At 45.1% G+C, this 24,621-nt stretch carries 23 protein-coding genes and 1 tRNA gene; 5 read left to right on the forward strand and 19 right to left on the reverse strand.

Features of this window, described 5'->3' with window-relative positions; genetic code table 11:
* Positions 1-54: 54 nt before the first annotated feature.
* A complete protein-coding gene (gene wecB / locus RXV91_RS00125; protein WP_316438185.1) occupies positions 55-1,173 on the reverse strand; it encodes a non-hydrolyzing UDP-N-acetylglucosamine 2-epimerase in 1,119 nt (372 codons plus the stop codon).
* Positions 1,174-1,488: 315 nt separating this feature from the next.
* Positions 1,489-2,667: a serine hydrolase domain-containing protein gene (locus tag RXV91_RS00130; RefSeq protein WP_316438186.1), complete on the reverse strand. Its 1,179-nt coding sequence runs from the start codon at positions 2,665-2,667 to the stop codon at positions 1,489-1,491.
* A gap of 263 nt (positions 2,668-2,930) precedes the next feature.
* Between RXV91_RS00130 and gdhA the strand changes: the two genes are divergently transcribed.
* Entirely contained in the window at positions 2,931-4,286 is a 1,356-nt protein-coding gene (gene gdhA / locus RXV91_RS00135; RefSeq protein WP_316438187.1) for an NADP-specific glutamate dehydrogenase, read from the forward strand.
* 117 nt (positions 4,287-4,403) lie between these two features.
* Here gdhA and RXV91_RS00140 read toward each other — a convergent pair whose 3' ends face one another.
* Both RXV91_RS00140 and RXV91_RS00145 read right to left on the reverse strand, forming a co-directional pair.
* Positions 4,404-4,967 (reverse strand): hypothetical protein, encoded by a 564-nt coding sequence (locus RXV91_RS00140; protein ID WP_053267088.1) that lies wholly within the window; start codon positions 4,965-4,967, stop codon positions 4,404-4,406.
* A gap of 431 nt (positions 4,968-5,398) precedes the next feature.
* Positions 5,399-5,839, reverse strand: a complete 441-nt coding sequence (locus RXV91_RS00145; protein WP_033611449.1) for a hypothetical protein — start codon at positions 5,837-5,839, stop codon at positions 5,399-5,401.
* 189 nt (positions 5,840-6,028) lie between these two features.
* Between RXV91_RS00145 and RXV91_RS00150 the strand changes: the two genes are divergently transcribed.
* Positions 6,029-6,229 (forward strand): hypothetical protein, encoded by a 201-nt coding sequence (locus RXV91_RS00150; RefSeq protein ID WP_316438188.1) that lies wholly within the window; start codon positions 6,029-6,031, stop codon positions 6,227-6,229.
* Positions 6,230-6,560: 331 nt separating this feature from the next.
* Here RXV91_RS00150 and RXV91_RS00155 read toward each other — a convergent pair whose 3' ends face one another.
* Complete coding sequence (locus RXV91_RS00155; protein ID WP_021730634.1) at positions 6,561-7,427, reverse strand: alpha/beta hydrolase; 867 nt, start codon at positions 7,425-7,427, stop codon at positions 6,561-6,563.
* On the reverse strand, positions 7,420-8,727 hold the full coding sequence (locus RXV91_RS00160) for a PTS transporter subunit EIIC (protein WP_316438189.1): 1,308 nt from the start codon (positions 8,725-8,727) through the stop codon (positions 7,420-7,422). Before RXV91_RS00160 ends, RXV91_RS00155 begins: the two co-directional genes overlap by 8 nt.
* Before the next feature lie 132 nt (positions 8,728-8,859).
* Here RXV91_RS00160 and RXV91_RS00165 point away from each other — a divergent pair, with 132 nt between their 5' ends.
* Positions 8,860-9,300, forward strand: coding sequence for a universal stress protein (locus RXV91_RS00165; protein WP_003643301.1), 441 nt, complete (start codon positions 8,860-8,862; stop codon positions 9,298-9,300).
* A gap of 156 nt (positions 9,301-9,456) precedes the next feature.
* On the opposite strand, the gene RXV91_RS00170 is transcribed toward RXV91_RS00165, so the two are convergent.
* The 4 genes from RXV91_RS00170 to RXV91_RS00185 form a co-directional block, all read right to left on the reverse strand.
* Positions 9,457-9,529 (reverse strand) — tRNA-Arg (locus RXV91_RS00170).
* Positions 9,530-9,576: 47 nt separating this feature from the next.
* Positions 9,577-10,911, reverse strand: a complete 1,335-nt coding sequence (locus RXV91_RS00175; RefSeq protein ID WP_316438190.1) for a DEAD/DEAH box helicase — start codon at positions 10,909-10,911, stop codon at positions 9,577-9,579.
* Positions 10,912-10,923: 12 nt separating this feature from the next.
* Entirely contained in the window at positions 10,924-11,931 is a 1,008-nt protein-coding gene (locus RXV91_RS00180) for a Gfo/Idh/MocA family oxidoreductase (RefSeq protein ID WP_316438191.1), read from the reverse strand.
* 188 nt (positions 11,932-12,119) lie between these two features.
* Complete coding sequence (locus RXV91_RS00185) at positions 12,120-12,320, reverse strand: cold-shock protein (RefSeq protein ID WP_003638174.1); 201 nt, start codon at positions 12,318-12,320, stop codon at positions 12,120-12,122.
* Between the two features lie 345 nt (positions 12,321-12,665).
* On the opposite strand from RXV91_RS00185, the gene RXV91_RS00190 reads away from it, so the two are divergent.
* Positions 12,666-13,034 (forward strand): DUF4828 domain-containing protein, encoded by a 369-nt coding sequence (locus RXV91_RS00190; protein ID WP_316438192.1) that lies wholly within the window; start codon positions 12,666-12,668, stop codon positions 13,032-13,034.
* 228 nt (positions 13,035-13,262) lie between these two features.
* Here RXV91_RS00190 and RXV91_RS00195 read toward each other — a convergent pair whose 3' ends face one another.
* The 8 genes from RXV91_RS00195 to RXV91_RS00230 form a co-directional block, all read right to left on the reverse strand.
* Positions 13,263-14,039 carry a GH25 family lysozyme gene (locus RXV91_RS00195; RefSeq protein ID WP_316438193.1) on the reverse strand — a complete coding sequence of 259 codons (777 nt, stop codon included), beginning with the start codon at positions 14,037-14,039 and terminating at the stop codon, positions 13,263-13,265.
* Positions 14,040-14,063: 24 nt separating this feature from the next.
* Positions 14,064-14,942: a MurR/RpiR family transcriptional regulator gene (locus RXV91_RS00200; RefSeq protein ID WP_021730644.1), complete on the reverse strand. Its 879-nt coding sequence runs from the start codon at positions 14,940-14,942 to the stop codon at positions 14,064-14,066.
* Positions 14,943-15,066: 124 nt separating this feature from the next.
* Positions 15,067-15,951, reverse strand: a complete 885-nt coding sequence (locus RXV91_RS00205) for an alpha/beta hydrolase (protein ID WP_316438194.1) — start codon at positions 15,949-15,951, stop codon at positions 15,067-15,069.
* Positions 15,944-17,260, reverse strand: coding sequence for a PTS transporter subunit EIIC (locus tag RXV91_RS00210; RefSeq protein WP_316438195.1), 1,317 nt, complete (start codon positions 17,258-17,260; stop codon positions 15,944-15,946). Before RXV91_RS00210 ends, RXV91_RS00205 begins: the two co-directional genes overlap by 8 nt.
* 333 nt (positions 17,261-17,593) lie before the next feature.
* Positions 17,594-18,907 (reverse strand): DUF4097 family beta strand repeat-containing protein, encoded by a 1,314-nt coding sequence (locus tag RXV91_RS00215; protein WP_316438196.1) that lies wholly within the window; start codon positions 18,905-18,907, stop codon positions 17,594-17,596.
* Complete coding sequence (locus RXV91_RS00220) at positions 18,891-19,250, reverse strand: PadR family transcriptional regulator (RefSeq protein WP_021730648.1); 360 nt, start codon at positions 19,248-19,250, stop codon at positions 18,891-18,893. Before RXV91_RS00220 ends, RXV91_RS00215 begins: the two co-directional genes overlap by 17 nt.
* A gap of 371 nt (positions 19,251-19,621) precedes the next feature.
* Positions 19,622-21,961 carry a cation-translocating P-type ATPase gene (locus RXV91_RS00225; RefSeq protein WP_316438197.1) on the reverse strand — a complete coding sequence of 780 codons (2,340 nt, stop codon included), beginning with the start codon at positions 21,959-21,961 and terminating at the stop codon, positions 19,622-19,624.
* 327 nt (positions 21,962-22,288) lie between these two features.
* Complete coding sequence (locus RXV91_RS00230; protein WP_316438198.1) at positions 22,289-22,864, reverse strand: TetR/AcrR family transcriptional regulator; 576 nt, start codon at positions 22,862-22,864, stop codon at positions 22,289-22,291.
* A gap of 582 nt (positions 22,865-23,446) precedes the next feature.
* Between RXV91_RS00230 and RXV91_RS00235 the strand changes: the two genes are divergently transcribed.
* Complete coding sequence (locus RXV91_RS00235) at positions 23,447-24,277, forward strand: N-acyl homoserine lactonase family protein (protein WP_316438199.1); 831 nt, start codon at positions 23,447-23,449, stop codon at positions 24,275-24,277.
* On the opposite strand, the gene RXV91_RS00240 is transcribed toward RXV91_RS00235, so the two are convergent.
* On the reverse strand, positions 24,266-24,616 hold the full coding sequence (locus RXV91_RS00240; RefSeq protein ID WP_316438200.1) for a hypothetical protein: 351 nt from the start codon (positions 24,614-24,616) through the stop codon (positions 24,266-24,268). The genes RXV91_RS00235 and RXV91_RS00240 overlap by 12 nt on opposite strands.
* Positions 24,617-24,621 lie beyond the last annotated feature (5 nt).

Below are 24,621 nucleotides of genomic sequence, written 5' to 3' on the forward strand. Positions count from 1 at the left end.
ATTATCACTATGTCAGTCAACATATTACACTGTTTATACAAAAATGTAAATGATTTAATGTGTACCAATTTTTTTCATAATCGCTTGCAAGATATACTCCGCAGCATGACCGTCTCCGTATGGGTTCTCAGCATCCGCCATCCGCTGATATGCCGTGGCATCATCTAATAACGTTATCATGGCGGCCGTAATTCGATCACCATTCGTCCCTACTAGTTTCAAAGTCCCGGCCGTAACTCCTTCAGGCCGTTCGGTAGTATCACGCAGAACCAACACTGGTTTATTCAATGACGGGGCTTCTTCCTGCACACCACCAGAATCCGTCATAATAAAGTAACTCCGGGCTGCCATGTTGTGAAAATCAAGCACATCCAGTGGTTCAATCAAGTGAATCCTGTCGGTATTACCTAAAATCCGCTTCGCGACCGTCTGCACTGCCGGACTCAAGTGCACTGGGTAAACCACTTCGACATCAGGATGCTGGGCCACGACTCGTTTGATAGCCATAAAGACAGCTTCCATTGGGGCCCCCTGATTCTCACGCCGATGCATCGTCAGTAAGATCATCCGGTGACCGGGCTGAATCAAATCCAGTGCAGCATGTTGATAATCCGTTGAAACGGTCTGCTGCAAGGCATCAATAGCCGTATTCCCGGTCACAGTGATGGCCGCATCGGGGTGGTTTTCTTTCAACAAGTTCTGGCGACTCAGCTCGGTCGGTGCAAAGTACATATCAGCGAGCACGTCCGTCAACTGCCGATTCATCTCTTCTGGATACGGCGAATACTTTTGCCACGTCCGTAAGCCCGCCTCCACGTGACCAACTGGAATCTGATGATAGAAAGCACTGACACTAGCCGCAAACGTGGTTGTCGTATCGCCATGAACTAATACGATATCTGGCTGTTCAGCAGCCATAATCGCATCCAACTTAGTGAGCACCCGACTTGTGATCCCCGCTAACGTCTGATTGGGCTTCATAATATTCAAATCATAGTCCGGTGTGATGTGGAAAATGGCTAGAACCTGATCCAACATTTCACGATGTTGGGCCGTCACCACCGTTACGGGTTCAAACTGTGCTTGCTGCTGTAATTGCAAGACGATCGGTGCCATCTTGATTGCTTCTGGTCGCGTGCCGAAAATCGTCATTACCTTAATTGGTTTTGTCATTAACTTTCACCTGCATCATTTAGTTTCTAACCTCATCATAGCGTTACTTCAACTTATTCGCCATCTTTTCAGATGAATATTTACTTATTTTAAGAGTTTTCGTCATCTCTCTGAACCGGCACTAGTCATTAGTAGCACCCCTACTGGCGACTTAATCGTCATCGACTAGGGGCAATATGCTAATCACAGCGTTGTCGTAACCCGAAAGGTCCAACCACTTAATTACGTCCATGGTGACCATCAGACTGACCACAAAAACACACCAACCCAATCGCAGCGCAAGTTACCTACAATCTGATTAGTGTGAAAATAAGTCTAAAACGGTGCTGTCTTCAGAAGAATATTACGAATCTTGTAAGCAACCTGATTGTCACCGCCGAAGACCCCCTGATTCTCAAATAAGACCAAGGCGACCTTCGCATTCCGTGACCCCATATAATAAGTGTGAAAATTATTATCATTACCACCAACCCGGATTAATTGACCGGCTTGGTAATAAACACCGGCAGAATATTTGAGCTGAAAATTATCGGCGAGCGACCGCAAACCCGCTGGCCCCAATAACTGACCACTCTGAAGTGCGTACATGAATTTGTAATAATCACCCACATTCATGTACAAACTGCCACAACCAAGTTCACTTGACTGCAATGGCTTAGAAATAATGCCGCCTTGCCCTAGACCATTCGTTAACCGATACGAGGACGGATTCAACACGTTACCCGGAATATCATTATATTCATAAGTATGCTTCAGTCCTAGTGGCCGAATAATATCATCATTGAGCGCCGTTTGATAAGACTTGTGCGTTACTTTACGAATAATTCCCGCGAGAACCGTAAAGTTAGCATTGGAATAAGCATACACATGGTTACCCGTTGACTGCAAATGCCGTAAAGTAAAATTCAACCGCGCCGTTTCGGTTGGCAAGATCGACTTCGGCGTCATCTCGGCCATTCGAATCCCAGAACGGTGATCTAAGAGTTGCCAAACAGTAATCTGATTAGCGTATGGTATTCCCGGATAGAAGTGACTGAGCTTAGTTGTCATGCTTAACTTACCCTGATTGATCAACTTCTGAATAATGGCCCCCGTGACTGCCTTTTGCAGTGACGCCAACGGATAAGCTTCCGCCTTAGTATTGCGTATCCGACCGGCATCATCCGCATAACCGTACGTCCGAATTCGCACCCCCGCTGGCCCATTGGTCGTTAATAGTAACGTCCCCATAATATGATGACTTTCAATTAACTGATCAATCTGCTTAATAGCCTGTGCTTCACTGAGCTGTCCGGACTGTGACTGCCGTTTCCGTGGCACCACCTGTTTCTTAGTAGCCGGTTTAATTTTTGAAGCCGCCTGCTGAACTTTAAGCGTCTTCGGCGTGACTTGCCGTGCTCCTTGACCTAACTGCTGCGATCCCCAAATACCAATACCAATCACCCCCAATAAGATTGGTATTAATCCTAACAACCAACGACGTTTGCGCATCACAATCCCCCCTGTCCCTGGTGAGTGGGCAATTCAATGATTGAACATGACCACTACTTTTTGATGCTTTCAGCATACGCTCCCTCGACCCGTTTTGCATTAAAACGCGAATTATTGTTAGTCCGCCGAACCAAATCAATCCCGTTGATTAGCATTCGCTTTAACCAAAGTCACTAAAATTTTATCCAGATTTAGTTGATTTAACTCGTGCAATTTCCGAACATGACCATTAGAATTAAGATTATAGTTAACTTATTCAAGGAAGGATGATCATATTGAGTCAAGCAACCGAATATGTCCAACACGTCTATCACATCATTGAACACCGTGATCCGAATCAAACTGAATTCTTAGAGGCAATCAACGACGTCTTTAAAACCATCACACCAGTCTTGGAACAGCATCCCGAATACATTGAAGCTAACATCTTAGAACGACTAACCGAACCCGAGCGCGTCATTCAGTTCCGAGTTCCGTGGCTCGACGATGCCGGTCATGCCCAAGTTAATCGTGGTTTTCGGGTCCAATTCAACTCCGCCATCGGCCCTTACAAGGGTGGCTTGCGCTTACACCCATCGGTTAACCTCAGTATCGTTAAGTTCTTAGGCTTTGAGCAGATCTTCAAAAATGCCTTAACCGGTCTCCCCATCGGTGGTGGTAAGGGTGGTTCTGATTTTGATCCGAAAGGCAAGTCTGATAACGAAATCATGCGGTTCTGTCAAAGCTTTATGACTGAACTGAGCAAGTATATCGGCCTCGATACCGACGTTCCAGCTGGTGATATTGGCGTTGGTGGCCGTGAGATTGGCTTCTTATATGGTCAATACAAACGTTTACGTGGTGCTGACCGCGGCGTCTTGACCGGTAAAGGCCTTGATTACGGTGGTTCACTTGCGCGGACCGAAGCCACTGGCTATGGTTTAGCTTATTACACTAACGAGATGTTAAAAGCGAACCAGCTCTCCTTCCCCGGACAACGGGTCGCCATCTCTGGTGCAGGTAACGTTGCTATCTATGCCATTCAAAAAGTCGAAGAACTCGGTGGTAAAGTCATCACTTGCTCAGATTCTAACGGCTATGTGATCGACGAACATGGTATCGACTTCAAGATCGTTAAGCAAATCAAAGAAGTCGAACGTGGTCGTATTAAAGAATACGCGGACCGCGTTGCCAGTGCGACTTACCATGAAGGCAGCGTTTGGGATGCCCAAGTTGCTTATGACATCGCCTTACCATGCGCAACGCAAAATGAAATCAGTGGCGACCAAGCCAAGAACCTGATTGCCAATGGCACTAAAGTTGTTGCTGAGGGTGCTAACATGCCAAGCAGTCCCGAAGCAATTGCAGCTTACCAAGCGGCTGACTTATTATATGGTCCAGCCAAAGCAGCCAATGCTGGTGGGGTCGCCGTTTCCGCACTGGAAATGAGTCAAAATAGCATGCGGTTAAGTTGGACTTTTGAAGAAGTCGACAACCGCCTCAAGCAAATCATGCAAGCTATCTTTGCACATTCAGTTGCTGCCGCCGATGAATATCACGTTAGCGGTGATTATCTCAGTGGTGCCAACATCGCTGGTTTTACTAAAGTGGCCGATGCGATGCTTGCTCAGGGCTTAGTTTAAAGAATTAATTGCACATAAAAACCGGATTGTCCGCAGACAGTCCGGTTTTTTGTATGATTAATAGCCATGATGTGCTGATGACGTTCGATCAACACCCCCCCAACTCCAATCATTAGGCTACACCTTATCCGCCGGGTAGCCCGTGTGCGCGACGAGTTGTGCATACGTCTCATGTAACGTGATCGCCGCAACCCGCCAGCCGACTTTTAATAACGGGATTAATCGTAACGGATCCTCAACTGGAATTTGGTGTTCATAGGCGAATTTAAAAATAGCTGGTAAGACTTCCATATCAGAATTAGCAAAATAATAGTTGCCCGTGTCGGTTAGCACAAATATTGTGGCTCGAAATGCATGCCGGGGATCAAGACCAGCCGTAACGTGACAGCGAATCGCCCCGATTTGAATACGCCGAACATTGCTGAGCGGCATTTCCCCTAGATTGCGGCCTTCTGGCGACCAGAGTACAACTTTAGTCGGTGTCAATTCGACCATTGCGTACTTTTCACTCGACGTCCCTGATAGTCGTCGCAGCCAGTTCCGCTCCGGCTTAGGTTGCGGATATTCCCGTCCCTGAATTTCAAAATGAAACGGGACGACACACTTTTGCGCCCGCTCAATCGCTCGGTAATGTCCGGCAATTTGATGGTTAGTAAAAATAGATGCCATTGGTTTAAACATGACGCTCACCCCTCTCACCGTCAGTATACGCTCTCATGCTGTAAATGACAGTAATTTCACCACGACAGTTTTCATTTTTTGTCGCGGGGACCTGATCAAGCACAACCCAAAATGGTGGCTAGATTACCAAGGTAATTTAGCCACTAGTCGCGCTTACTGGTCAATCCCAAACTATGTGTGTTATCACCATAGACCCCTATGTGTGTTGACCGTTACTGACCAGTCACCCCCGCTTTGAGCTTCCCAGTAAGCTAATCAAAGCAATAATTGCTGAAGTCACCATAAATACCTTTTGACCTCATAATGACAACATCCGTTGCTTGGTCAATCCTGACCAACCTAATTATAGCATCTTTGTTAGCGCTTACACAATGATAATCACTAAACATCATGATACAAAAAAAGCTTGTCAATTGACAAGCTCACTTGCTTTATTCAGCATCATTCGGCTGACTATCATCAAAATCAGCCGGCATGATTGCAAAATTGCTAGCTTCCGTTGATAGTAGTGCTGCATAGGCCCGAACCTTCGCAGACAAGGCAGGAATGATGGCCCCGTTTAAGTTGTTCAACATTGCTTGTTCGTCATCTTCAATCGACTTATTATCAGATTGACGTTCAATAATGCCGACCATCTCACCACTTAAGCGAACAATCGCAAAAACCGTGGCGGAAAGATCAAACATTTCTTCTTTGTAAGTCACTTGTAATTGTGCTTGCACAACGTCATCGCCAAACGTCTTCTTAACATCTGGGTTGGCCGTCGTATAACTGAATTGGCCTTGACCAGGATTCTCATCATCTTCGGAACGATCGTAAACGATTTGGAAATGTAAGTCTTGAATTGCTGAGTTTAAGATTTCAATATTCATTTAGCCAAACTCCCTTTTTTATATTACTCTCACCATAAAGGAAAATGATTCAAAATACAATCAAATTAACGGGCTTTTTGTGAATTATTCGTTAATGTTTCGTAAAGCCAACCACCCCGCCAAGGTTGACGCTGACTGGAATTACTTATAAACTGAATAAGGATTTTTTAGTTAAGGGGGCGATTTATTATGAAAATGCATCACGGGATCTCAGCGTTACTTATATTAGGTATCTGCGGTGGCTTGCTAGCTGCACCAGCAACAAATGCCCAAGCACTCCGAGTTCGGGGAACTCGCGTAACGCTACACGTTAAACACCGAACGAAAACTTCGCACCATCACCGCATTCAGCGATCAGCTCGCACTCACCATATCAAACATCGTCGCTAAGATTAATTAGCACAAATAAACCGAATCGTTAATATTAAGTACCAGCGTTACCTTAAAAACATACTAAGATTAGCTCTGTAAAACCGAATCAGTTTTACAGAGCTTTTCTGTCAATATTGTCGAAACGTGCGCCAAAAGGTTGTTCCTAAAACGGCTGGAACGTGGTAGACACGACTTTAGATCGCCCTCATAGACTGAATTAGTCAGCTACGATGATGGCAATTACCTTCAACTAGCGTTCACGCTCCTTTCATTCGAACAACCGGACCACTCACTGTCTCGCCGAGTTGAACACTGTTAACTAAGTGCCGGCATGAACGACCAGTAACCGCTAATTTTGTACCCGTTGGGCGTTTTGTTGTCGTTCCTTGTTCGGTAACGTTTCAGCCAACAAGTACTGCCGGATCAGGCTAACAATCTGCTTATTTTGCGGGAGGTCCGAGTGCGCCGTATTGGCTCCAGTTACGGTAATTTCCGTAAAATGTTTGACCTGATCTTGGAAGATGTACTTGCCATAATTGACACTATTGTACGGCACGGTCCCATCACTCGTATAATTTTCAGTCCCCGCGATCGAGTAAACCGTCAGCGAGCGTGGCAACCCCGTCCGATAACGATATAACTCCTTAAACATGCTCGTCTTGGCCGTAGTGCTCGTCGATTCCATGTTATATGGCGAAGCAATCGTCATCAACCGGTCAATGTGCACCTTGGGACTTTCTTTTAAGTAGCGTTCTAGGAAAAGGGTCCAGATCAGGCCACCGTTGGAATGCCCCAATGCGTAGAAGTGATTAAAATGATAAGTCTTAACTAGTGCTTTAAATGCTGTATTTAACCAAACTGCCTGCTTATCGATATTGGCCTTACCGTCATGATTATTGGCAAAGCCAATCACGATAAACGGTTCATTGTCATTAGCTGCAATCGAACCACTGTACTTGATTGAACCATCCGTTTGGACCGTTAGTTTCAACACACTGTGCTTTTGCGGTGTTTCCTTCCCCAACTCAGTAATCAAGCTATCAAACCGATTTTGCGATGCGCTTGACCCGGGCACCATAATGACCGGGGCCATCCGGGTGCGACCAGTGTTTTTTAACGTTTTAATATTAGCTTGACTCCAAGTATAAGCTGGCCAGCAGACGGCAATCAACAAGCCTAGCCCGAGTAACCACCGCCACCAATCTCGTTTAAGCATCCGTCTGCGCCCCCTCATCGACTTGATTTGCTAACAACACAAATGGTAAGTAAATCGCAGTTGCGACCGCGATATTGATTAGACTGACTAACAACGCTCGCCAGTCCCCACCAGTTCCTAGCCACCCTGTTAAAAAGCCTGGCATGGTTTTACTAACCGGATAAACAACCGGCGGCATCCATTGTAACTTCAAAGCACACCAAGTAATCACCATGCTGGCAAGCGGTGCTAATAAGAACGGAATGGCTAAGAGTGGACTGTACGCAATTGGTAGCCCAACAAGTAACGGCTGGTTGAGATTAAACAGCACTGGTAACGCGCTAGTTTTCGCGACTAGCCGGTAATTGTGGTTACGTGAACGCCACAAGATTGCAATCAATAGTGCGAGGGTCATCCCCGGACCACCGACATTCGCAAAGGCGTCAAACAACGTATGCAAGGTCACCGGATTAGGCGCGCCCCACGCGGAACCGTGTTGTAACGCATACTCCAAATTTTGAACCGTACTCGTTGCACTATTGCCACTAAAATCAACTGGTCCCATGATACCAATCAACCAATATAAGTTACTGAGTGAAGCGACCCCAATAATTGCCAGTAACGCAGCACCAGGATTACTGAATGGTAAGGTGAAGACTGCGTAAAATAACCCGTTCAACCCACCTTTGCTAACAAAGCTAAGTCCATATCCTAGCAGACTGAAAACAAGTAATGCAACGACCATCGGCACCCAATTATTGCGTGCCCGTGCGAGTAAATGAGACTGTGTCTCTAATTCCTGATGGCTATGCGCGCGCCGGGCTAAGTGGCTAAAAAACCAGCCCGTCAATAAACCAACTAATAATGCTAAAAAAATACCCTGCGTGCCTAAATTATTCTCTAAAAAGCGGCTACCACTAGCCTGCCCATGCGCACTAAAAAAATTATAATTAATATTAAGCATCATGAAACTAATTGCTGCTGTCAAGCCTGCCAGTAAATTATCACGGTGTGCCGATCGAGCCACAAAATTAGCCGCAGCAAAGGCGGCAATTACGGCAATAATGCCGTTAATACTCAGATTGAGCATCGTCGTGTACGTGGTCAACCGCTTAAAACCTGGAAACCAACGACTGATGCCATAAATATGATTCAAAAAACCGTTACGCTGAAAAATTGCTTGATTCAAAAAACTAACGTACGCCCCAATTAAGACAAACGGGAAAAGTAACGTTAACGTATCGCGCAATGCGCGCCAATACCGTTGACGTTCAACAACCCGTTCAAATTTTAATAACGTCTTTTGTACTTGCCTAATCATGCCTGACCCCCAAAGAAATTTACTGTCTATAATATACGCTAGTTCATGAAACTTGCCCACTAGGTGCGTTTAATTTTATTGCCAGCTATTAATCCATTATAATTATAATAAAGATAACTGGAGGTGGTTAAGATGCCAAGCCGTTATACTAATATTCTAGTTCCTGTTGACAGTTCCGACGCTGCCCAAGCTGCCTTTACCGAGGCCGTCAACATTGCACAACGTCACCAAGCAAACCTCACGGCACTGTATGTCGTCGATGACAGTGCTTACCACACCCCTGCGCTTGACCCAGTGCTATCCGAACTATTGGATGCAGAAGCCGCGCACGCAAAGGACGCCATGCGGCAGCGACAACAATTTGTCGCCACCACGTCCGCGCCTAACTTAAAGACTGAAATCAGTTATGGGATTCCAAAACATACCATTGAGGACTACGCCAAGCAGCACCCTGAAATTGACCTGATTGTGCTTGGCGCCACCGGAACCAATTCACCACACCGCGTGGCCGTTGGTTCAACCACGAGTTACGTGGTTGACCACGCACCTTGTAACGTGATTGTGATCCGCTAATACTAATTATAACGCCCGCTGACTAGTCATTTGTGACTGGTGGCGGGCGTTATGCGTGCTGATTTTTTGATTTTATATCATTTATCTATTTCTTAAAAACCGTCCTATATCAACATTCTACGTTGATATAGGACGGTTTTTGAAGAAATATTTAACTGACCCCACCCGGACTCGAACCGGGATCAACCGCTTAGGAGGCGGGTGCCCTATCCAGTTGTGCTATGAGGCCATTAACAATCCGTAAAATATCATCTCACGGATTGTGCATTTTGGCAATTACTGATTGCTAAAGCGGTCACGATTTTTTTTACGCATGCCTTTTTTCTTAGAATGCTTATTATGACCTTTTTTCTTGTTAGGTGTCGTCTTAACAGGCCGCTCGCGGCTCGTCTCAACGTGTTTAACCTTATCCGGGTGTCCAGCAGGCGTAACCCGGTGGCGACTGCTAGCCGCGTTGCCAGCCTTCTCTGGATGGTCAAACGTCAATGGTGGAATCACTTTGTCCGGCTTGGTGTCAACAATATGATAATCAACTAAATATCCTGGCTTGATCTCATAGTTCGTATTAGCCATCATTTTCTTAAAGTCCCGCACATCATGGTCATCCCCAAAAGTCAGGACTAACCCGTCAGCACCCATTCGACCTGTCCGGCCACTCCGGTGAATGTAGGTCGTGACGTCTTTAGGCAATTGATAATTAATTACCGCTGGCAACTCAGGCACATCTAAGCCCCGAGCTGCCAAATCTGTCGTTAACAATAAACCGACCTTGCCTTGCCGGAACAATCGTAGCGCCTTTTCCCGTTCAACTTGCCGCTGATTACTCGTCAAAGCAACGTAGCTCACGTGCTGGTGACGTAATTCCAAGGCTACATGCTGGAGTTCTTGCATCTTATTGAAAAATACTAGTGCCCGCATGTGATCGACACGACTGATACGCTTTAATAGATCGACCCGGTGACGATTACCCACTTGCATCGTCCGGTGACGAACTACCCCCTGTGTCTGATCAATGGCACGCACATCGATCTTTTCAACCTGCTGCCCAAACCACCGAGGAAGCTCGTCTAAGATTTTCGTTTCCGTTGCCGAGAAGAAGCCTAACTGTAACGTTTCAGCAAACGTTGCATCAAGAATCTCGCGAATCTGATCCAAGGTCTCATCCGTCAACAGTTCATCCGCCTCGTCAACGATCAGCATCTTCAAATGCCCCAGCTTGATTTTACCATCCGCAATCAAGTTAGTAATTCGTCCCGGCGTACCGACGATCACTTCAGGATGCTTCTTGAGCTTCTCCATCTGCCGTTTTACGTTCGCCCCACCAGTAATCGCAAGGACTTTGGCATCAATCAGTTGCCCCCATTCACGCACCACGTTGGTTGTTTGCATCGCCAGCTCTTGGGATGGCGCTAAGATGAGTGCCTGAGTCCCTTCGCCTACCCGGAGTGCTTCAAGCATCGGCCACGTAAACGCCAGGGTCTTACCAGAACCTGTGGGCGCAAGTCCTAATACCGATTGACCAGCCGCGAGTGGCTCGGCTACCGCCGTCTGAATCGGTGATAATTCCGTAAAGCCCGCCGCTGAAAATTTAGTTTTAAATACGTCTAACATAGTGCCTCATTTCTATTTATCGGTCTCAGGCGCTTCACCCGTAAAATAAAGGTGCCCTGACTGCCGCAAATTAAATAATAGTTTATTAACATTTCGACTAAGTTGTCGCCAAGCTAAGTATTCCGCCTGATGACTAGTCGGATCATTGATGACAGCCGCAAAATCGCGTGCTTCAGCCAGCATTGGATTGGCATCCGGTTGCACACCTAAGTCATGTGCCTGCCCCGCCTTATCTTGATAAGTGACTTTGCCTAGTTCGGCTGGGTTGTCCATCACGATAGCGTCACGCAGACCGTTAATTTCTGATGGCAAGAACGAGTTACTCGTCTTACCAACGTTCAATGTCACTGTAAAATCCGCATAACGCAAGATTGCAACCCCTTTACCGTCTACACCCGTTCGAGTCAGTGTTGGGTAGTAAGCTACTTCTTCCGGCATCCCGAACCAGCCAACCGCGTCATAGGCTAAGTAGACACCTAAATCTTGAAGCGCTCCACCCGCAAAGTTCAATGAGAAAATATTGGGTTCTTCACCGGCCAGTACAGCATCATAACGTGACGAGTACTTCATGTAAGTTAACGTTGCACCTTGAACTAGAGATAACTTCTTAATCTGATCCTTGACACGCTGGAAATTAACTTCATGTATCTGCCGAGCCGCTTCAAACAGCAACACATCTGGGTGGGCCTTCAAAACAGCATCTAACTGTTCAAATTCTTGCTGATTCGCCACGGCCGGCTTTTCAACAATAACATGTTTCCCGTACGCAATGGCCTGCTTAGCCTGAGCAAAGTGCAGACTATTCGGTGACGCAATGTAGACCGTGTCAAAACTTCCCTGACTGAAAAATGCATCCAAGTCGGTAAAAATTTCATCAGCATGATTCTTGTCAGCAAAGGCCCGCGCAGTTTCCGCGTGCCGGGAATAAACACTCGTCAGCTGCCATTCAGCTGATTCAACCGCGGCATCAATAAACTGTTGCGTAATCCAGTTCGTTCCAATAATTCCTAATTTTAACATTGATTTGACCCCTCTCAACGGCGCTAGTCAACCAGTCGTGATTGGTGGCGCTTACTTATACTGTGATCTTATCTTCTATTTTACCAGTTTTCACCGCTGAGTTGGGCTAGAAGGATTAAAAGTCCGTGGTGCTTTTTAAAGCCATAAAAAAAGAGCCGCCACGCGGGCAGCCCTTTTAAAAGCTAAGCTTATTGAGGAACAACGTTAGCAGCTTGTGGGCCACGATCGCTTGATTCTTCATCAAAGGTAACTTTTTGGCCTTCTTCTAAGGTCTTGAAACCGTCAGTTTGGATAGCTGAGAAGTGAACGAATACATCGTTGCCATCTTCACCAGTAATAAAGCCATAACCCTTATCAGCATTGAACCATTTTACAGTACCATTTTTCATGAACTAAATCCTCCTAGGATATAAAAAAATAAAAGTAACAAAACAACTGTTATTAACACCTATAAAGAATTTACGGTAACACAATTAAATGATACTTTAAAACTTCACATAAATGCCAATCACATTATATAGATTAACACACTCACCCAGTAATTTCCAATCAGAACACCAATTAATTCAAAAAAATAGTTACCGCCCTCACCAAATTTAGAGAAATATTACGTTCATTACTTGCAAGTGACAGCCATATAAAGGCTTTAATAAGAATCCACTTATTACGTGACGTTGACGGCATTTTAGTGGTATATTTTAATTATAGATTTATTCAGAAAGAAGGTTGATCCAGTGAAGCGACGTGGCGCAATTTTATTTGGTTTATCATTACTTGCAGGACTCTCCAGTACATTAGTCCATAAACGACACCCTAGCACAGTCGCTGACGGTGACTTAGCAGTTTTCTACGCGGGAACCTGGACCTATCGTGATGAGGCGCATCACCGGGATCATACCTTAGAGATTGACCCCAATATGATGATTCGCATCGATGGGCGCTCCATGCCAGCAACTGTTGAATCAATCTCACCCAGCGCGCTTGTCTTGCTTGATCAATATGGCTTTCATCTTGAGGTGCGTGCTAACGAGCAACGTCCTGTGACCCTCTTCGATGAAGCTGATGATCGTAGTTACGTTATCCTATCACCGAATGCTTCATAAAATAAGTCGCAAGTTAGGCTATTTGCCTGCACTTGCGACTTATTTTTAACTATTTAAAGTAACCACATGCTGTCAATTTACCGATCATGATTAAAGCGGACTTGCTAATTGGCTTGCCGTTCACGCGCCCTTCTGCGATTGAGTGAACTTTTCAGGCAGCGCTATGGCAGCACACGAACTACCAGCCTACCCAGTTATCGACTCATCAGATCATGCTGGTCACACGTTTCAATTCAGCCCCTGCGCAACAACTTTATTGAACGCCTCAGTACTACCGTTGAATAAAACGCCCGTAAATTCTTGCCGCGTGCCATTTTGTCGGTACACTGCCCGATCAGAATAATGCATGAACATCACACGCTGGCCTTGTTGATGTGTCTTAGCTGTATCAAGCCACAAAGCCGTCTGTTTAAGGGCTGGCTTAACGATCTGCTTAGCAACCGCTGGCGTTGACCAAACCACGCATGAGCGGTCATAGTCCTGCGTCAGTGTCGTAACCAGGGCCTTAAGTTTGGCACGACTCTTTCTGACCGCAATCGTCTTATCCGTGTAGTCACCGTAATATTGCACCTGAATGGCAATCGGTAAATTCCCTACACTGTCACCCACGGTCTTTTCAAAATAGGCCGCTTGAGCCGCAGCCGTCGATGAAAAACTAAAAGTATGAACGACGCCCACTCCAAGACCCGTGCCGACAATGCGTTCATAATTACTAGCAAAGTTATCATCCGTATAACTGGCACCTTGGGTAGCATGTAAATAGACAAATTTAAGACCGTCATTTTGCAAGGCGGCAAAGTCTAAATAACCGTCATTCTGTGAAACAGCGACTCCACGCACATCGAAGCCACTTACAACAGCGTTACTACGCCACCGTAACCAGAGCAAGCCGCCCCAGACGCTTCCAATGACGACTACTAAGACTAATAACCAGCCAATTCGATGGCGCCATCGCGCCCAGCGCGTTTTCGCATATACCGGTCGATAATGTTGTCGCTTTGTCATCTCATCAATCCTTTGCCTACAGCGTTAAAGCTCCGTTCGCGTCTGACTAATAGCCTCACGAACTCGGCCAAGACTTTCTGCCATTTCGATATTGCCATGTACGGCGGTCATCAAGAAAAGGCTATCGATAATACTCATTTGGGCAATTAACGATGTTAGGCCTTCCGAACGATAATTAATTTCTTCAGCTACTGAAATAAACGCGACGGTACTATCCTTAGCCAGTGGTGAATTACCAAAACTGGTCAGTGCAATCACTGGCACCCCTTGTGCATTCAAAGTCGATAGCACTTGTAGCGTTTGTTGATTACGACCCGTATGCGAGATAACTACCGCCACGTCATTGGCGTTCATCTGGGCCGCCTGCATGAGCTGCATATCATAATCACTATTATGCGCACACGGAATGCCGGTACGAACAAACTTATGGTAACCATCTAAGGCCGCCACAGCAGAACCCCCAAGACCATAAAAGCCAATTGAACGCGCGTTTAATAGTAATTCCACCGCTTGCTTAAGATCACTTTCCGTCATGACCTGGCTCGTCTGATCAAGTGAGCTACGAATGCTATTGAACGTTGATTCGGCAATTCCTTTAAAAGTTGTTTGTTTTTCGACATCTTGAAAAGCTTCCGCATTAGTTTGTTCAATCGGTTCAGCCGCAGTTAGTTCACGCGAAAAGTCACGGAAACTACTAAAACTGATTCGCTTGACAAACCGCGAAACCGTGGCCGTTGAAACGCCGACCGCGGCCGCTAAATCTGAGATCGACTGAGCCGCCGTCTTAACAGGGTCGGCAATAATATAGTCGGCAATTTTACGATCGGTCACACTTAAATTCGGATAGTAGGAACGAATTAAGGTCAGGACCCGATTGCGATGTACTGGTGTTTGTGTGGACATTTCAGCCACCTCCATGACCAAATTTTACCACAATTCTTAATAACACCCTAAATTTCCTGATGACCACGGCCATCCCAATCAACCACGTATTGGACTGAATACGTCAATCGGCACAAGTAAGTTGCTATTCGCTCGTATTAGCCGTCACTAAACCCTTGCGATTCTGCTTTGGTTTGTCCAACATATACGTTCGAATCAATGTCACGATTTGCGCATTTTGGGGCAAGTCGGAGTGCTGGGCATCCGTTCCCGTAACCGTAATTTCCGTAAAATGTTTGACTTGGCCTTGATAAATATACTTACCAGCCTCGACACTTCGCGCTGGTACAAGCCCATCCGAATCATAATTTTCCGTACCCGCAACTGAATACATGGTCGCCGTCTTAGGTAACCGGTCCCGATACTTAATAAAGTCAGCTAACATCTGTGTCTTATGGTTCAAATTAGCTTCCGAAAAGTTATATGGCGAGCCAATGGTCATGATCCGTTTGACAGTGATGTCGTCCCGATTGAAATAATGTTCAAAGAAATACGTATAGATCAAGCCACCATTCGAGTGTCCAATCGCCTTAAAATTATTAAATTGATATTTGGCGGCTAATTTTTTAAACGCCAGTGAAAACCACCGCGCCTGTTGCTTAATGTTGTCATAGCCGTCCCGATTATTTTGAAAACCAACCACGATGACTGGTTCATTATCCCGCGCACGCAACGTCCCAGTCATTTTAATCGTATCGTCGGTCATCACGGTCAGCTTAATCAAACTATGCTGGCGATGATCAGCCTTATTAAGCTGCTTGACCAAGGTATCAAACCGATTCTGCGTCGCACTACTGCCAGGAATCATGATGATTGGTGACAATTGTGAATCGTGGCGGCCAGCCATTGCGGCCACGTTCGCCTGGGTCCACTGGTAAGACGGGCGAATCAGAAAGCCCAAAAACAGTAGGCCTAAGATGAGAACTAACAGGCTACGTCGACGGCGTTGCCAATTAGGACGATTACGCATGCTCAACACCTCCCGCCTGCTTTTGGGCCGCCTGCACGATAACTTCAGCTAGCCGCATGAATGGCAAATAAATCGCCACTGACAAGGCTAAGTCAATAATTCCCAGTAACAGTGCCACCACATTGCCGTTAGTTCCAATAAAGGCAATTAACGGTCCCGGTGTCCCCACAGGAACCGGATAAACCACCGGTGGAATCCAGTGCCAGCCAATTGCCAGTGCTGCCACGCCCATATTAACTAAGGGAGCTAAAATAAACGGAATTAGATAAATCGGATTATACAGAACTGGTAATCCCGTTAGTAACGGGCCGTTACTATTAAAGAGTGCGGGCAATAGACTCCAGCGTGCGACCACGTGATAATTATGATTATTGCTCCCAATATAAATCGCAATAACTAGCGCTAATAACATCCCGGTCCCACCAAAGGTTCCAAAAGCGTGATACAACGTATTAGCCGTATACGGATATGGCACATGATACGCAGAGTGATGTGTTAAGGCGTAATTTAAGTTAGCCGTCATGGTTGCACTATTAGTCACTAGTCGTTCTTGATAAGGGCCAGCCAGTCCTAGAATTTCTAGCAGTAAGGTTAAGGCAGCCATACCAAAAGTCAGCCACAAACTATGGCTGGTCGTCGCAAATTTTTGAAACGCCGACCAACTTTCTGCTGAATACGTGACGATCATCAGCCAGTTCAAAGCGAGGCTCACAGCCAAAGCAATGACTAACATCAACGCCATCGGTAACAACGAACCAAACGTTCGTGCCAGAATATCCGTGGTATGCGGACTACTCTGTTCGGGCACCGGTTTGCTGAACCATTTAAAGAATAAACCAGTCAAGCCACCGACAATCAAGGCCCCCGTTAACCCATTCGTTCCAATTAATAACATATTAAAAATACCGACCTGATTTTGATTCGTATACTGATATGCCATAATCAGTAATACGATTGCCGCGGTCAGTCCCGCTAATTGGTCATCACGTTGATTCAACTTGGCATGGTACTTGGCCGCCCCAAACGCGGCTACCACAGCCACGCCGTTTAATGTCAACGCAGTTAAACTATCAAACGGGTAGTGCAAGTAACGATAATATGGGACCCATTTTGATAAGTGAAAAATACTAGCTATAAAACCTGTTTTCGTCAAAACAGTCAGCTGAATAATCTGGCTAAACGTCCCGATTAAAATAAACGGGAACGTTAACATCAAGGTTCGCTGAATGATTCGATAGAAGTTAGTTTGTCGTACCCTTAGCAGTCGTGGTACTAATCGCTGAATTAATTGTTGCTCATTAATTCGCACTAACAACGCCCCCATTCCGGTAATCTACTGGTCTTCATTATAAGCTGTTTTGATCACATCTGCCTACGAAAATCTGTTATAAATTCTAGATATACTCATCTTGGCTCGTTCTAATGTGGATTTAGCGTCCCTAACTATCAGTGTACTAATCAACGAATCCGCGATGTTCTTAGAGAAATTCCCAGTTCACATAACTCAAACTAAGCGGCCGTTTAACTGATCAATCATCGTTAAACGGCCGCTTGTAAATTTCACAATTATCAAATTAATCATGGACGCACTAGCAACAATCTAGCTAATGGTTATCCCAAACGAAATAATTAGCAGTCAGCCCTAACTTAAATGAATCGTGCCAGACCGGGCTCGGCCATGAATCAAGTAAGTTCCTGTTTGACCAACTCGTCCCGTTTGATACCCATCCGCCTGATGTTCGACCGTCGCGTGTTTCGGTGCGAGTACCCGGCCACTTTGCGACTCCAACTCGTAGCGATAACTACTATCCACGGGCGTCGTTACCTTGATTGAACCACTGTTGGCCGTTAAGTCAATATCACCAGCAATGGTGTCAAACCCTAACTTGATACTCCCGGACTTAGCTGTCCATCGACCACCACCACGTAACTGCTGACCGGTAACACTACCACTCGTTGCACTGACCGCATATGCGCCTGCAGTCACGCTGCTCAAGCGAATGCGCCCACTCTTAACTGCTAACTCGAGTTGTTCAGTAACTTGAACATCATCAATTATCAAACCACCAGATGTCAGATCACCAATCATTGATGTCGCTGCCATGGCAGTCACTTGAGCACTACCACTAATGACTTGCAGGTTAACTGCCATCAATTGTTTTAAACCACCTACTAAAACATTACCTGAACGGCTATTCAAAGCCAGCTTACCACTAAACTGTACTGGAATCAGGATTTGAACGTGTACGCGTAACGGAATTAGAAATGGAACCTTTCCCTGAACAATTTGGACATCAGTGCCCTGCTGAGTAACTTGTCCTTGATAAGCAGGATTCTTGTAATTCATGTATTCGCGCACAATTACTTCATCCGCGGTTTCACGCGTTGGCAGCACCTTCACTGTGGCAGACCGGTAACTAATGGTCACGCTTGCTAAGCCAGCCACAGCGACACGTTGTTCGTTGACTAGTGGTAGCCGTTCCACGTACTCACCAGCCAAATTAACCGGCATGGAACTGGACGCTGTAGTATTGGCGGGTTCTTGTTCATTGATTCCATCAGCATCCAAAGTCCAACGGCCAACTTTTAAGCCATTCGCATCAGCTTTAATGACTCCATTATTAATGGAGATACCCTCAGCATCAATCTTTAAAGCCTCACCATTATCAATGGCAATGCCGTCTTCATCCACCGTTATCTGGTGTCTACGAACCTTGTCTGTATCGCCATTCTCAGTATTTACTTGCTGAATCAGATCATTAATATCCCCAAAATCACTAAATGCTTCCGCCACGGCTGCTTCAGGATCTAAGCCGCCACGTTCTTTATCGTTGGCCGCTTCATTCAAATCAGTTGCTAATTCTGTTTTTAGTTCCGTTAAGGCGGGGGTCACTGGTTGCTGCTTAAAATAAGTATTTAACCGCATCGCCACAAGTTGTTCAATCTTTGCTGACATTGTCGTCAAGCCTCCCTAAAATCAAGTCGTCAATAACCTGCTTTGCAAAATTCCATTCATCAATATTGTGTCGTAGTGTGGTCCGTCCTTGCGTTGTAATTTGATAATACTTTCGCCGACCACCTTGCGTCTCATTTCCCCAATAACTACTGATATCGCCATGCTTCTCTAAACGCCGAAACACCGTGTATAACGTTGCTTCATTGATAACATAGGCGGCATGACTCAATTGCTTGATGGTCTTAGCAATCGCATAACCGTAACTGTCACCCTGATTCAAAATATTGAGCACGATGGTCGTTGTATGCCCACGAATCGTGTCCTTAGATATTTCCGGTTTCACTGTCAGCACCTCTTCTTAACTACTTTGTAACACATAGTAATTTGATGAACATAATATACCACCGATTACTATGTGTGTCAAAGTAATTTGTCTGGCAATAATATCCTCAATTTTTTAAATCGTCTTGTATCTCATCATTACCATTGCTAGGGGCCCTTTAACTAACCAAACCATCATTGCATAATCCGGCCACAGCGCTATCAAGGTTCAACACTTTTTTCAAATCCACGTTCCATTCCATGATGCAAAAAACGTGACCCAAAAGGTGCTCTGCAAGCAACCTTTCGGGTCACGTTCCGACCATATCGATAGAAAAAACATACTAAGATCGGCTTGGTCCAAAACTATTTTGATTTCTAGGTATGACTGCTTTACCGCCAATTAATCTTACTTAAAATTCGTTTTCCCAACCCATTTTGCAAGATAATGAAGACCGGATACGCGCTAATCATCAGTGGCAAGTAAATCACCGCCAACGACCAATCAAGCAAATTAACCAGAGAAAAAATCCGACCAGCAAATAAAAAGACAAGCACGAACAAAGCTGCCATTAGGACGACCAGACCGATTTTAAATCGATTCAACGGGCGTGCCGCAATCAGTAACGCATTCAAACTAAAGATTCCTGTCATCAGCACACTCAGCGTTGCGGTGGTTTCAAAGTCAAGTTGGAACTTGTTACCCAGTATCATAATCACCATGATATAACCGACCACGCAAATCGCCGCGGGAACCGCAATCTCCATGACTTGCTTCATAAACCGGCCAGTAATGCGGGTATAATCCGGTTGCAAAGCTAAGAAAAATGTTGGAATACCAACCATCAACGACGAAATCGGTGTTAACTGGATGGGTTCAAATGGATAGCTATGACTCATAAAAATAAAAATCAGTGTCAGTGCCACGGAATACATCGTTTTGATTAAGTATAGCGCAGCGACTCGTTCGATATTATTAATAACGCGCCGTCCCTCATTCAACACCTGGACCATCGCGTCAAAGTTCGAATCAATCAAGACAAAGTCAGCCAGACTCTTAGTCGCTTCGCTCCCACTTGCCATGGCGATACTACAATCCGCTTGTTTTAATGCCAACAAATCATTAACACCATCCCCAGTCATCGCTACCGTATGACCACCCCGCTGATAAGCTTTGATTAGTTGTTCTTTTTGTTGCGGCGTCACCCGGCCAAACACCGTATAATCCGCAACTAGTTGATCATAATCCGGTTTAACTCCAACCTGACTCATATCGACTAGTTGATCCGCGTTCTTGATTTCTGCACGCTGGGCAATACTAGCAACCGTCACTGGATTATCTCCTGAGATTACTTTTAATGCCACATCCTGATTAGCAAAAAAACCAAACGTAGTTTTCGCATGCGGTCGCAATTCATCTGTAATTAGAATTAGCCCTAACGTCGTCGGCTGCGTTGGTTTTGGCGTTGTTAACACCGTAACTGCTGCTAGCACTAATACCCGGTAACCTTGTTGTGCGAGGGCCTTAATTCGCGCCTGCAACTCAACAGGTACCGTTTCAAAAATGAACTCCGGCGCCCCCATGACGTAGGTTCGTCCGTCAAAGGTCGCACCACTCCACTTCCGGCTTGAAGAAAACGGTAATACTTCCGTTGGCTGCACGTGCGGCTGGCCAAAAGCAGTTTTAATTGCCTGTGCGGTCTCATTATCATCGTCAATAGCTGTAACTAATGCGGCCAGTCGTTGTTCCACCGCTTTTAGACCATGCTGGCCCCACGGCTCGACCCGCTCAAAAACTAATTTACCGCTTGTAATCGTTCCTGTTTTGTCCAGACACAATGTATCCACGCGCGCGAGTGCTTCAATCGCCGGCAATTCACGTACTAAGACTTGATGCCGACCTAAGGTAAACGCCCCAGCCGCTAGCGCAACCGAAGTCAACAAGACGAGCCCTTCTGGAATCATGCCAACCATTGCAGCTACCGTGCCTAAAATTGCCCGGTTTTGGCTTTCACCCCGCATTATCGTCGAAACGAACAGTCCGGCTCCTAGTGGAATAATCGTGAACGTCAAAATCTTAATAATTCGATTAATAATCGTTAACAGTTGACTGGGGGTCCGACGTTTTTGTTTTGCCGCCCGCGCCATCTGCTTAATAAAACTGCCGTGACCAACTTGAGTCGCTTGAACGACCCCATGGCCACCTAAAATGACACTCCCCGAAACCAGTTCATCACCCGGCCCTTTAATGACCGGATCGGCCTCGCCGGTAATTTGAGATTCATCCACTTCTAACCCGGTTGTCTCACGAACGAGCCCATCTACAGGTAATTGTTCACCACGGGTCACTAACAACAAATCATCCTGCACGATTTCGTCCTGACCAATGGCCACTGTCTGTCCATCACGACGGACTTGAACTTTGGTTGCGGACAACAGCGAAAGCTTATCGACCTGTCGTTTGGCTCGTATCTCTTGAAAAATTCCAATCGCTGTATTGACAATCACGACGAACAAAAACAACATATTCTTATAACTACCTGTCAACAGAACTAATCCTGCTAACAGTACATTGATACAATTAAAAAGCGTCAGTACATTATCGCGAAAAATCTGTTTGACAGAACGTGTCAAAGGCGGTAACGGTTCATTCTTCAGGCCCGCTGTCAGGCGCTGGTCAACTTCCTCAGTCGTTAACCCGTGTTCAATTGTTGATAAATAACGTTCTGACATGGCGCGCCTCCTAAAATTAGCTTTAACGCATTGTGCTAATTATTGTTTAGTCTAAATCATGATTAACAAGCACAATCCTTAGTTTTAATCTTATTGTAAACGATTTTTCAAGTCTAAGGCTAAAATAACGCCCTAATTTGGTGCTTACCGTGCAGAATTAAGTTTTTCATTATGATTAGCCACAATAACTACAGTACTCACGCCCATCATCTAATCGTCACCAACATCTTTACTTCAGCTCAGCTCCCCCTGATTCCCATTTTTGAACAAACACCACTAAATAAAAAGGCGGCCATCCGTTGAGATGGTCGCTACTTACATTATTAATTATTTTTTTGCATCATCGGCTGGCAAATGGGTCTGATCAATCGCCAACTGCATAACCTTCGTGAACCGTTCATCAAGTTCAGCACCTTGCATCTTAAAGAAGCCACCAATCTCTTGGATAATGAACCCAAATAGCGTGGAACGATATAGGGTATTCTCTACTCGAGCCGAATCATCCAACTGTAAGGGCTTAAACATATCTTGATATAACTGAACAATTGCCTTACGAGAACGTGGAATTCTTAGATTGTCATTTAAGTCTAGTAATAACGGTGCCAAACCACGATGATGCACACAAGCTGCCCGGAATTCCTGAGCAAAGGCCATCAACGCTTCATCACCGTCAATACCCGTGATTTTTTCCGTTAACCGATCCGCAACATTTTGTACAAATTGGAGGCCAACCTGATCCAATAAATCACTCAAGCTATCAACATAATTATAAATCGATTGTGGCCGCACATCCAAAACTAACGCTAGATCCCGAATCGTTAACCCGTTAATTCCTTTACTCTCAATTAACTGATTAGCTGTTGCTAATACTTTCGCCTGTGTCAGTGTTCTTCTCTTTACCATTATGCTCCCCCATTTATCGGTTTATTTCGTTTATCATTATAACCCAAACCAATCAAAAACCGGGATGAAATACATACTTTTATCGAAATTAATACAATTGATGGGTTTTGCGGGTTTTTTTTGACCAATAAATACAATTATTTAATTAAGGACAACAATTATGATCAGAATAACGGTAGGAAATTAGTTTACACTGATTACGATCTAGTATTTATTAAATTATTTAAATCGATAATTATAATTATTTATCAGCTGTTTTATTAGTTGAGACTAAATATTTGCACATTCACAATAGACCACAAAAGACGAAGCCACTCATGATTTCGTCACAATACTGGCCGATGCCACTCATTTATTTAACTATTACAACTAAGACAGCGCTTAACATTAAATTCATATAATTCCGAGTAGCTAGCAATTAAAACTAGTTGCTCTAGCTACTGACCAAACAATTTCCACGTTTATGAGACATTCTGAGGACTACCTGTCTCATATTGGTCAACACTGCTTTCCTTTGATTCTAGGAATCTAATCCTAACCACTCTATAATGACCATATTCAAACTAAAGCGAGGGAATATAAATGACAACGCAACAAATCAAAATTCACATACTTCATACTGGTCTTGTCAAAGTGGACAAGGCTTTGCCATTCCACGGGCAGTATCGCAACCCACTGGCCTTCACCGGTCTATTTCGAAGTGAGCGCAATCAAATAACGCTCCCCGTCTCCAGTTACCTCATTGAGCATCCTAAAGGGTTATTACTCATCGATACCGGTTGGCATAAGACGGTTCGCAAGAGTAATTGGCAAGAGCTTGGTCCACAAGTCCAAATCAACACTGGTTATTTACCAGCCGGTTGGGCCATCGATGAACGCTTAGCAGCCCTTGGATACACTCCAGAAGATTTAGACTACGTGCTTCTCAGTCACCTACATTGTGACCATGTTAGCGGTTTAAAGCATGTGCAAACTGCCAAACACATTCTTGTATCTCAGCCAGAATGGCAAATCGCAAATCGCTTACCACTCGTCTACTTACCGCACGAATGGCATGGTGTTAAGGTTCAAACCTACGACTTTTCTCAAACCGGTATCGGACCTATTGGCGAAAGCTACGATGTATTTGGTGACGGCAGTGTCTTACAAGTGCATACCCCTGGTCACGCTAACGGGATGGCTGCGACATTGATTCGCGGAGCAGATGGGCATTTTATCTTGCTTGCGGCCGATACCGGTTACGCTAGTATTTCTTGGGAGAAGATGTTGACACCGGGAATTTGTACAAGCCGTAAAGCCGCCATTACCTCACTCGGATGGATACGGGAGCAAGCCCACCGTCAAAATTGTATTGCAGCACTAGCTAACCATGATCCTCAAACTAATCAACAAGTCTTGTCATTACCGTATTAGCATATTTTTTACAAGTCGATTCATAAAAGTCGCAATATTAGTCGCATCACCATGCGCTAGCGCCCAAGTTATCGCGGTTAAAGCACTACTGGCATAAAGTCGTAAGACAAAGTCACGTGGTACTTCCAGCTCAAGATCTGGTAGCAGTGGATTTAAATAGTGTTGTAGGCTAATTAAATAGCGCTGACTCAAATCCGCATGCTCAGTATGAATCATTAATAGTACGTTAAGCAATGCTTCATCCGCAACCAATGCCTGATATAAAGCAATTAATCCCGCATCATTCGTTAATACGGTCATTCGTTGCCCCAATAGTTGTTCAAATTTAGTCGCTTGCATTGTGA

Source organism: Lactiplantibacillus sp. DA1, assembly GCF_032681335.1.
Taxonomy (GTDB): Bacteria; Bacillota; Bacilli; order Lactobacillales; family Lactobacillaceae; genus Lactiplantibacillus.

Excerpts from the sequence above, each read along its gene's own strand:
- RXV91_RS00165 (WP_003643301.1), top strand. The coding sequence starts at position 8,860 with ATGCCAAGCCGTTATACTAATATTCTAGTTCCTGTTGACAGTTCCGAC.
- RXV91_RS00150 (WP_316438188.1), top strand. The coding sequence starts at position 6,029 with ATGAAAATGCATCACGGGATCTCAGCGTTACTTATATTAGGTATCTGC.
- RXV91_RS00195 (WP_316438193.1), bottom strand. The coding sequence starts at position 14,039 with ATGACAAAGCGACAACATTATCGACCGGTATATGCGAAAACGCGCTGG.
- RXV91_RS00240 (WP_316438200.1), bottom strand. The coding sequence starts at position 24,616 with ATGCAAGCGACTAAATTTGAACAACTATTGGGGCAACGAATGACCGTA.
- RXV91_RS00200 (WP_021730644.1), bottom strand. The coding sequence starts at position 14,942 with ATGTCCACACAAACACCAGTACATCGCAATCGGGTCCTGACCTTAATT.
- RXV91_RS00145 (WP_033611449.1), bottom strand. The coding sequence starts at position 5,839 with ATGAATATTGAAATCTTAAACTCAGCAATTCAAGACTTACATTTCCAA.
- gdhA (WP_316438187.1), top strand. The coding sequence starts at position 2,931 with ATGATCATATTGAGTCAAGCAACCGAATATGTCCAACACGTCTATCAC.
- RXV91_RS00160 (WP_316438189.1), bottom strand. The coding sequence starts at position 8,727 with ATGATTAGGCAAGTACAAAAGACGTTATTAAAATTTGAACGGGTTGTT.
- RXV91_RS00215 (WP_316438196.1), bottom strand. The coding sequence starts at position 18,907 with ATGTCAGCAAAGATTGAACAACTTGTGGCGATGCGGTTAAATACTTAT.
- RXV91_RS00175 (WP_316438190.1), bottom strand. The coding sequence starts at position 10,911 with ATGTTAGACGTATTTAAAACTAAATTTTCAGCGGCGGGCTTTACGGAA.
- RXV91_RS00225 (WP_316438197.1), bottom strand. The coding sequence starts at position 21,961 with ATGTCAGAACGTTATTTATCAACAATTGAACACGGGTTAACGACTGAG.
- RXV91_RS00230 (WP_316438198.1), bottom strand. The coding sequence starts at position 22,864 with ATGGTAAAGAGAAGAACACTGACACAGGCGAAAGTATTAGCAACAGCT.
- RXV91_RS00140 (WP_053267088.1), bottom strand. The coding sequence starts at position 4,967 with ATGTTTAAACCAATGGCATCTATTTTTACTAACCATCAAATTGCCGGA.
- RXV91_RS00155 (WP_021730634.1), bottom strand. The coding sequence starts at position 7,427 with ATGCTTAAACGAGATTGGTGGCGGTGGTTACTCGGGCTAGGCTTGTTG.
- RXV91_RS00205 (WP_316438194.1), bottom strand. The coding sequence starts at position 15,951 with ATGCGTAATCGTCCTAATTGGCAACGCCGTCGACGTAGCCTGTTAGTT.
- RXV91_RS00185 (WP_003638174.1), bottom strand. The coding sequence starts at position 12,320 with ATGAAAAATGGTACTGTAAAATGGTTCAATGCTGATAAGGGTTATGGC.
- RXV91_RS00235 (WP_316438199.1), top strand. The coding sequence starts at position 23,447 with ATGACAACGCAACAAATCAAAATTCACATACTTCATACTGGTCTTGTC.
- wecB (WP_316438185.1), bottom strand. The coding sequence starts at position 1,173 with ATGACAAAACCAATTAAGGTAATGACGATTTTCGGCACGCGACCAGAA.
- RXV91_RS00180 (WP_316438191.1), bottom strand. The coding sequence starts at position 11,931 with ATGTTAAAATTAGGAATTATTGGAACGAACTGGATTACGCAACAGTTT.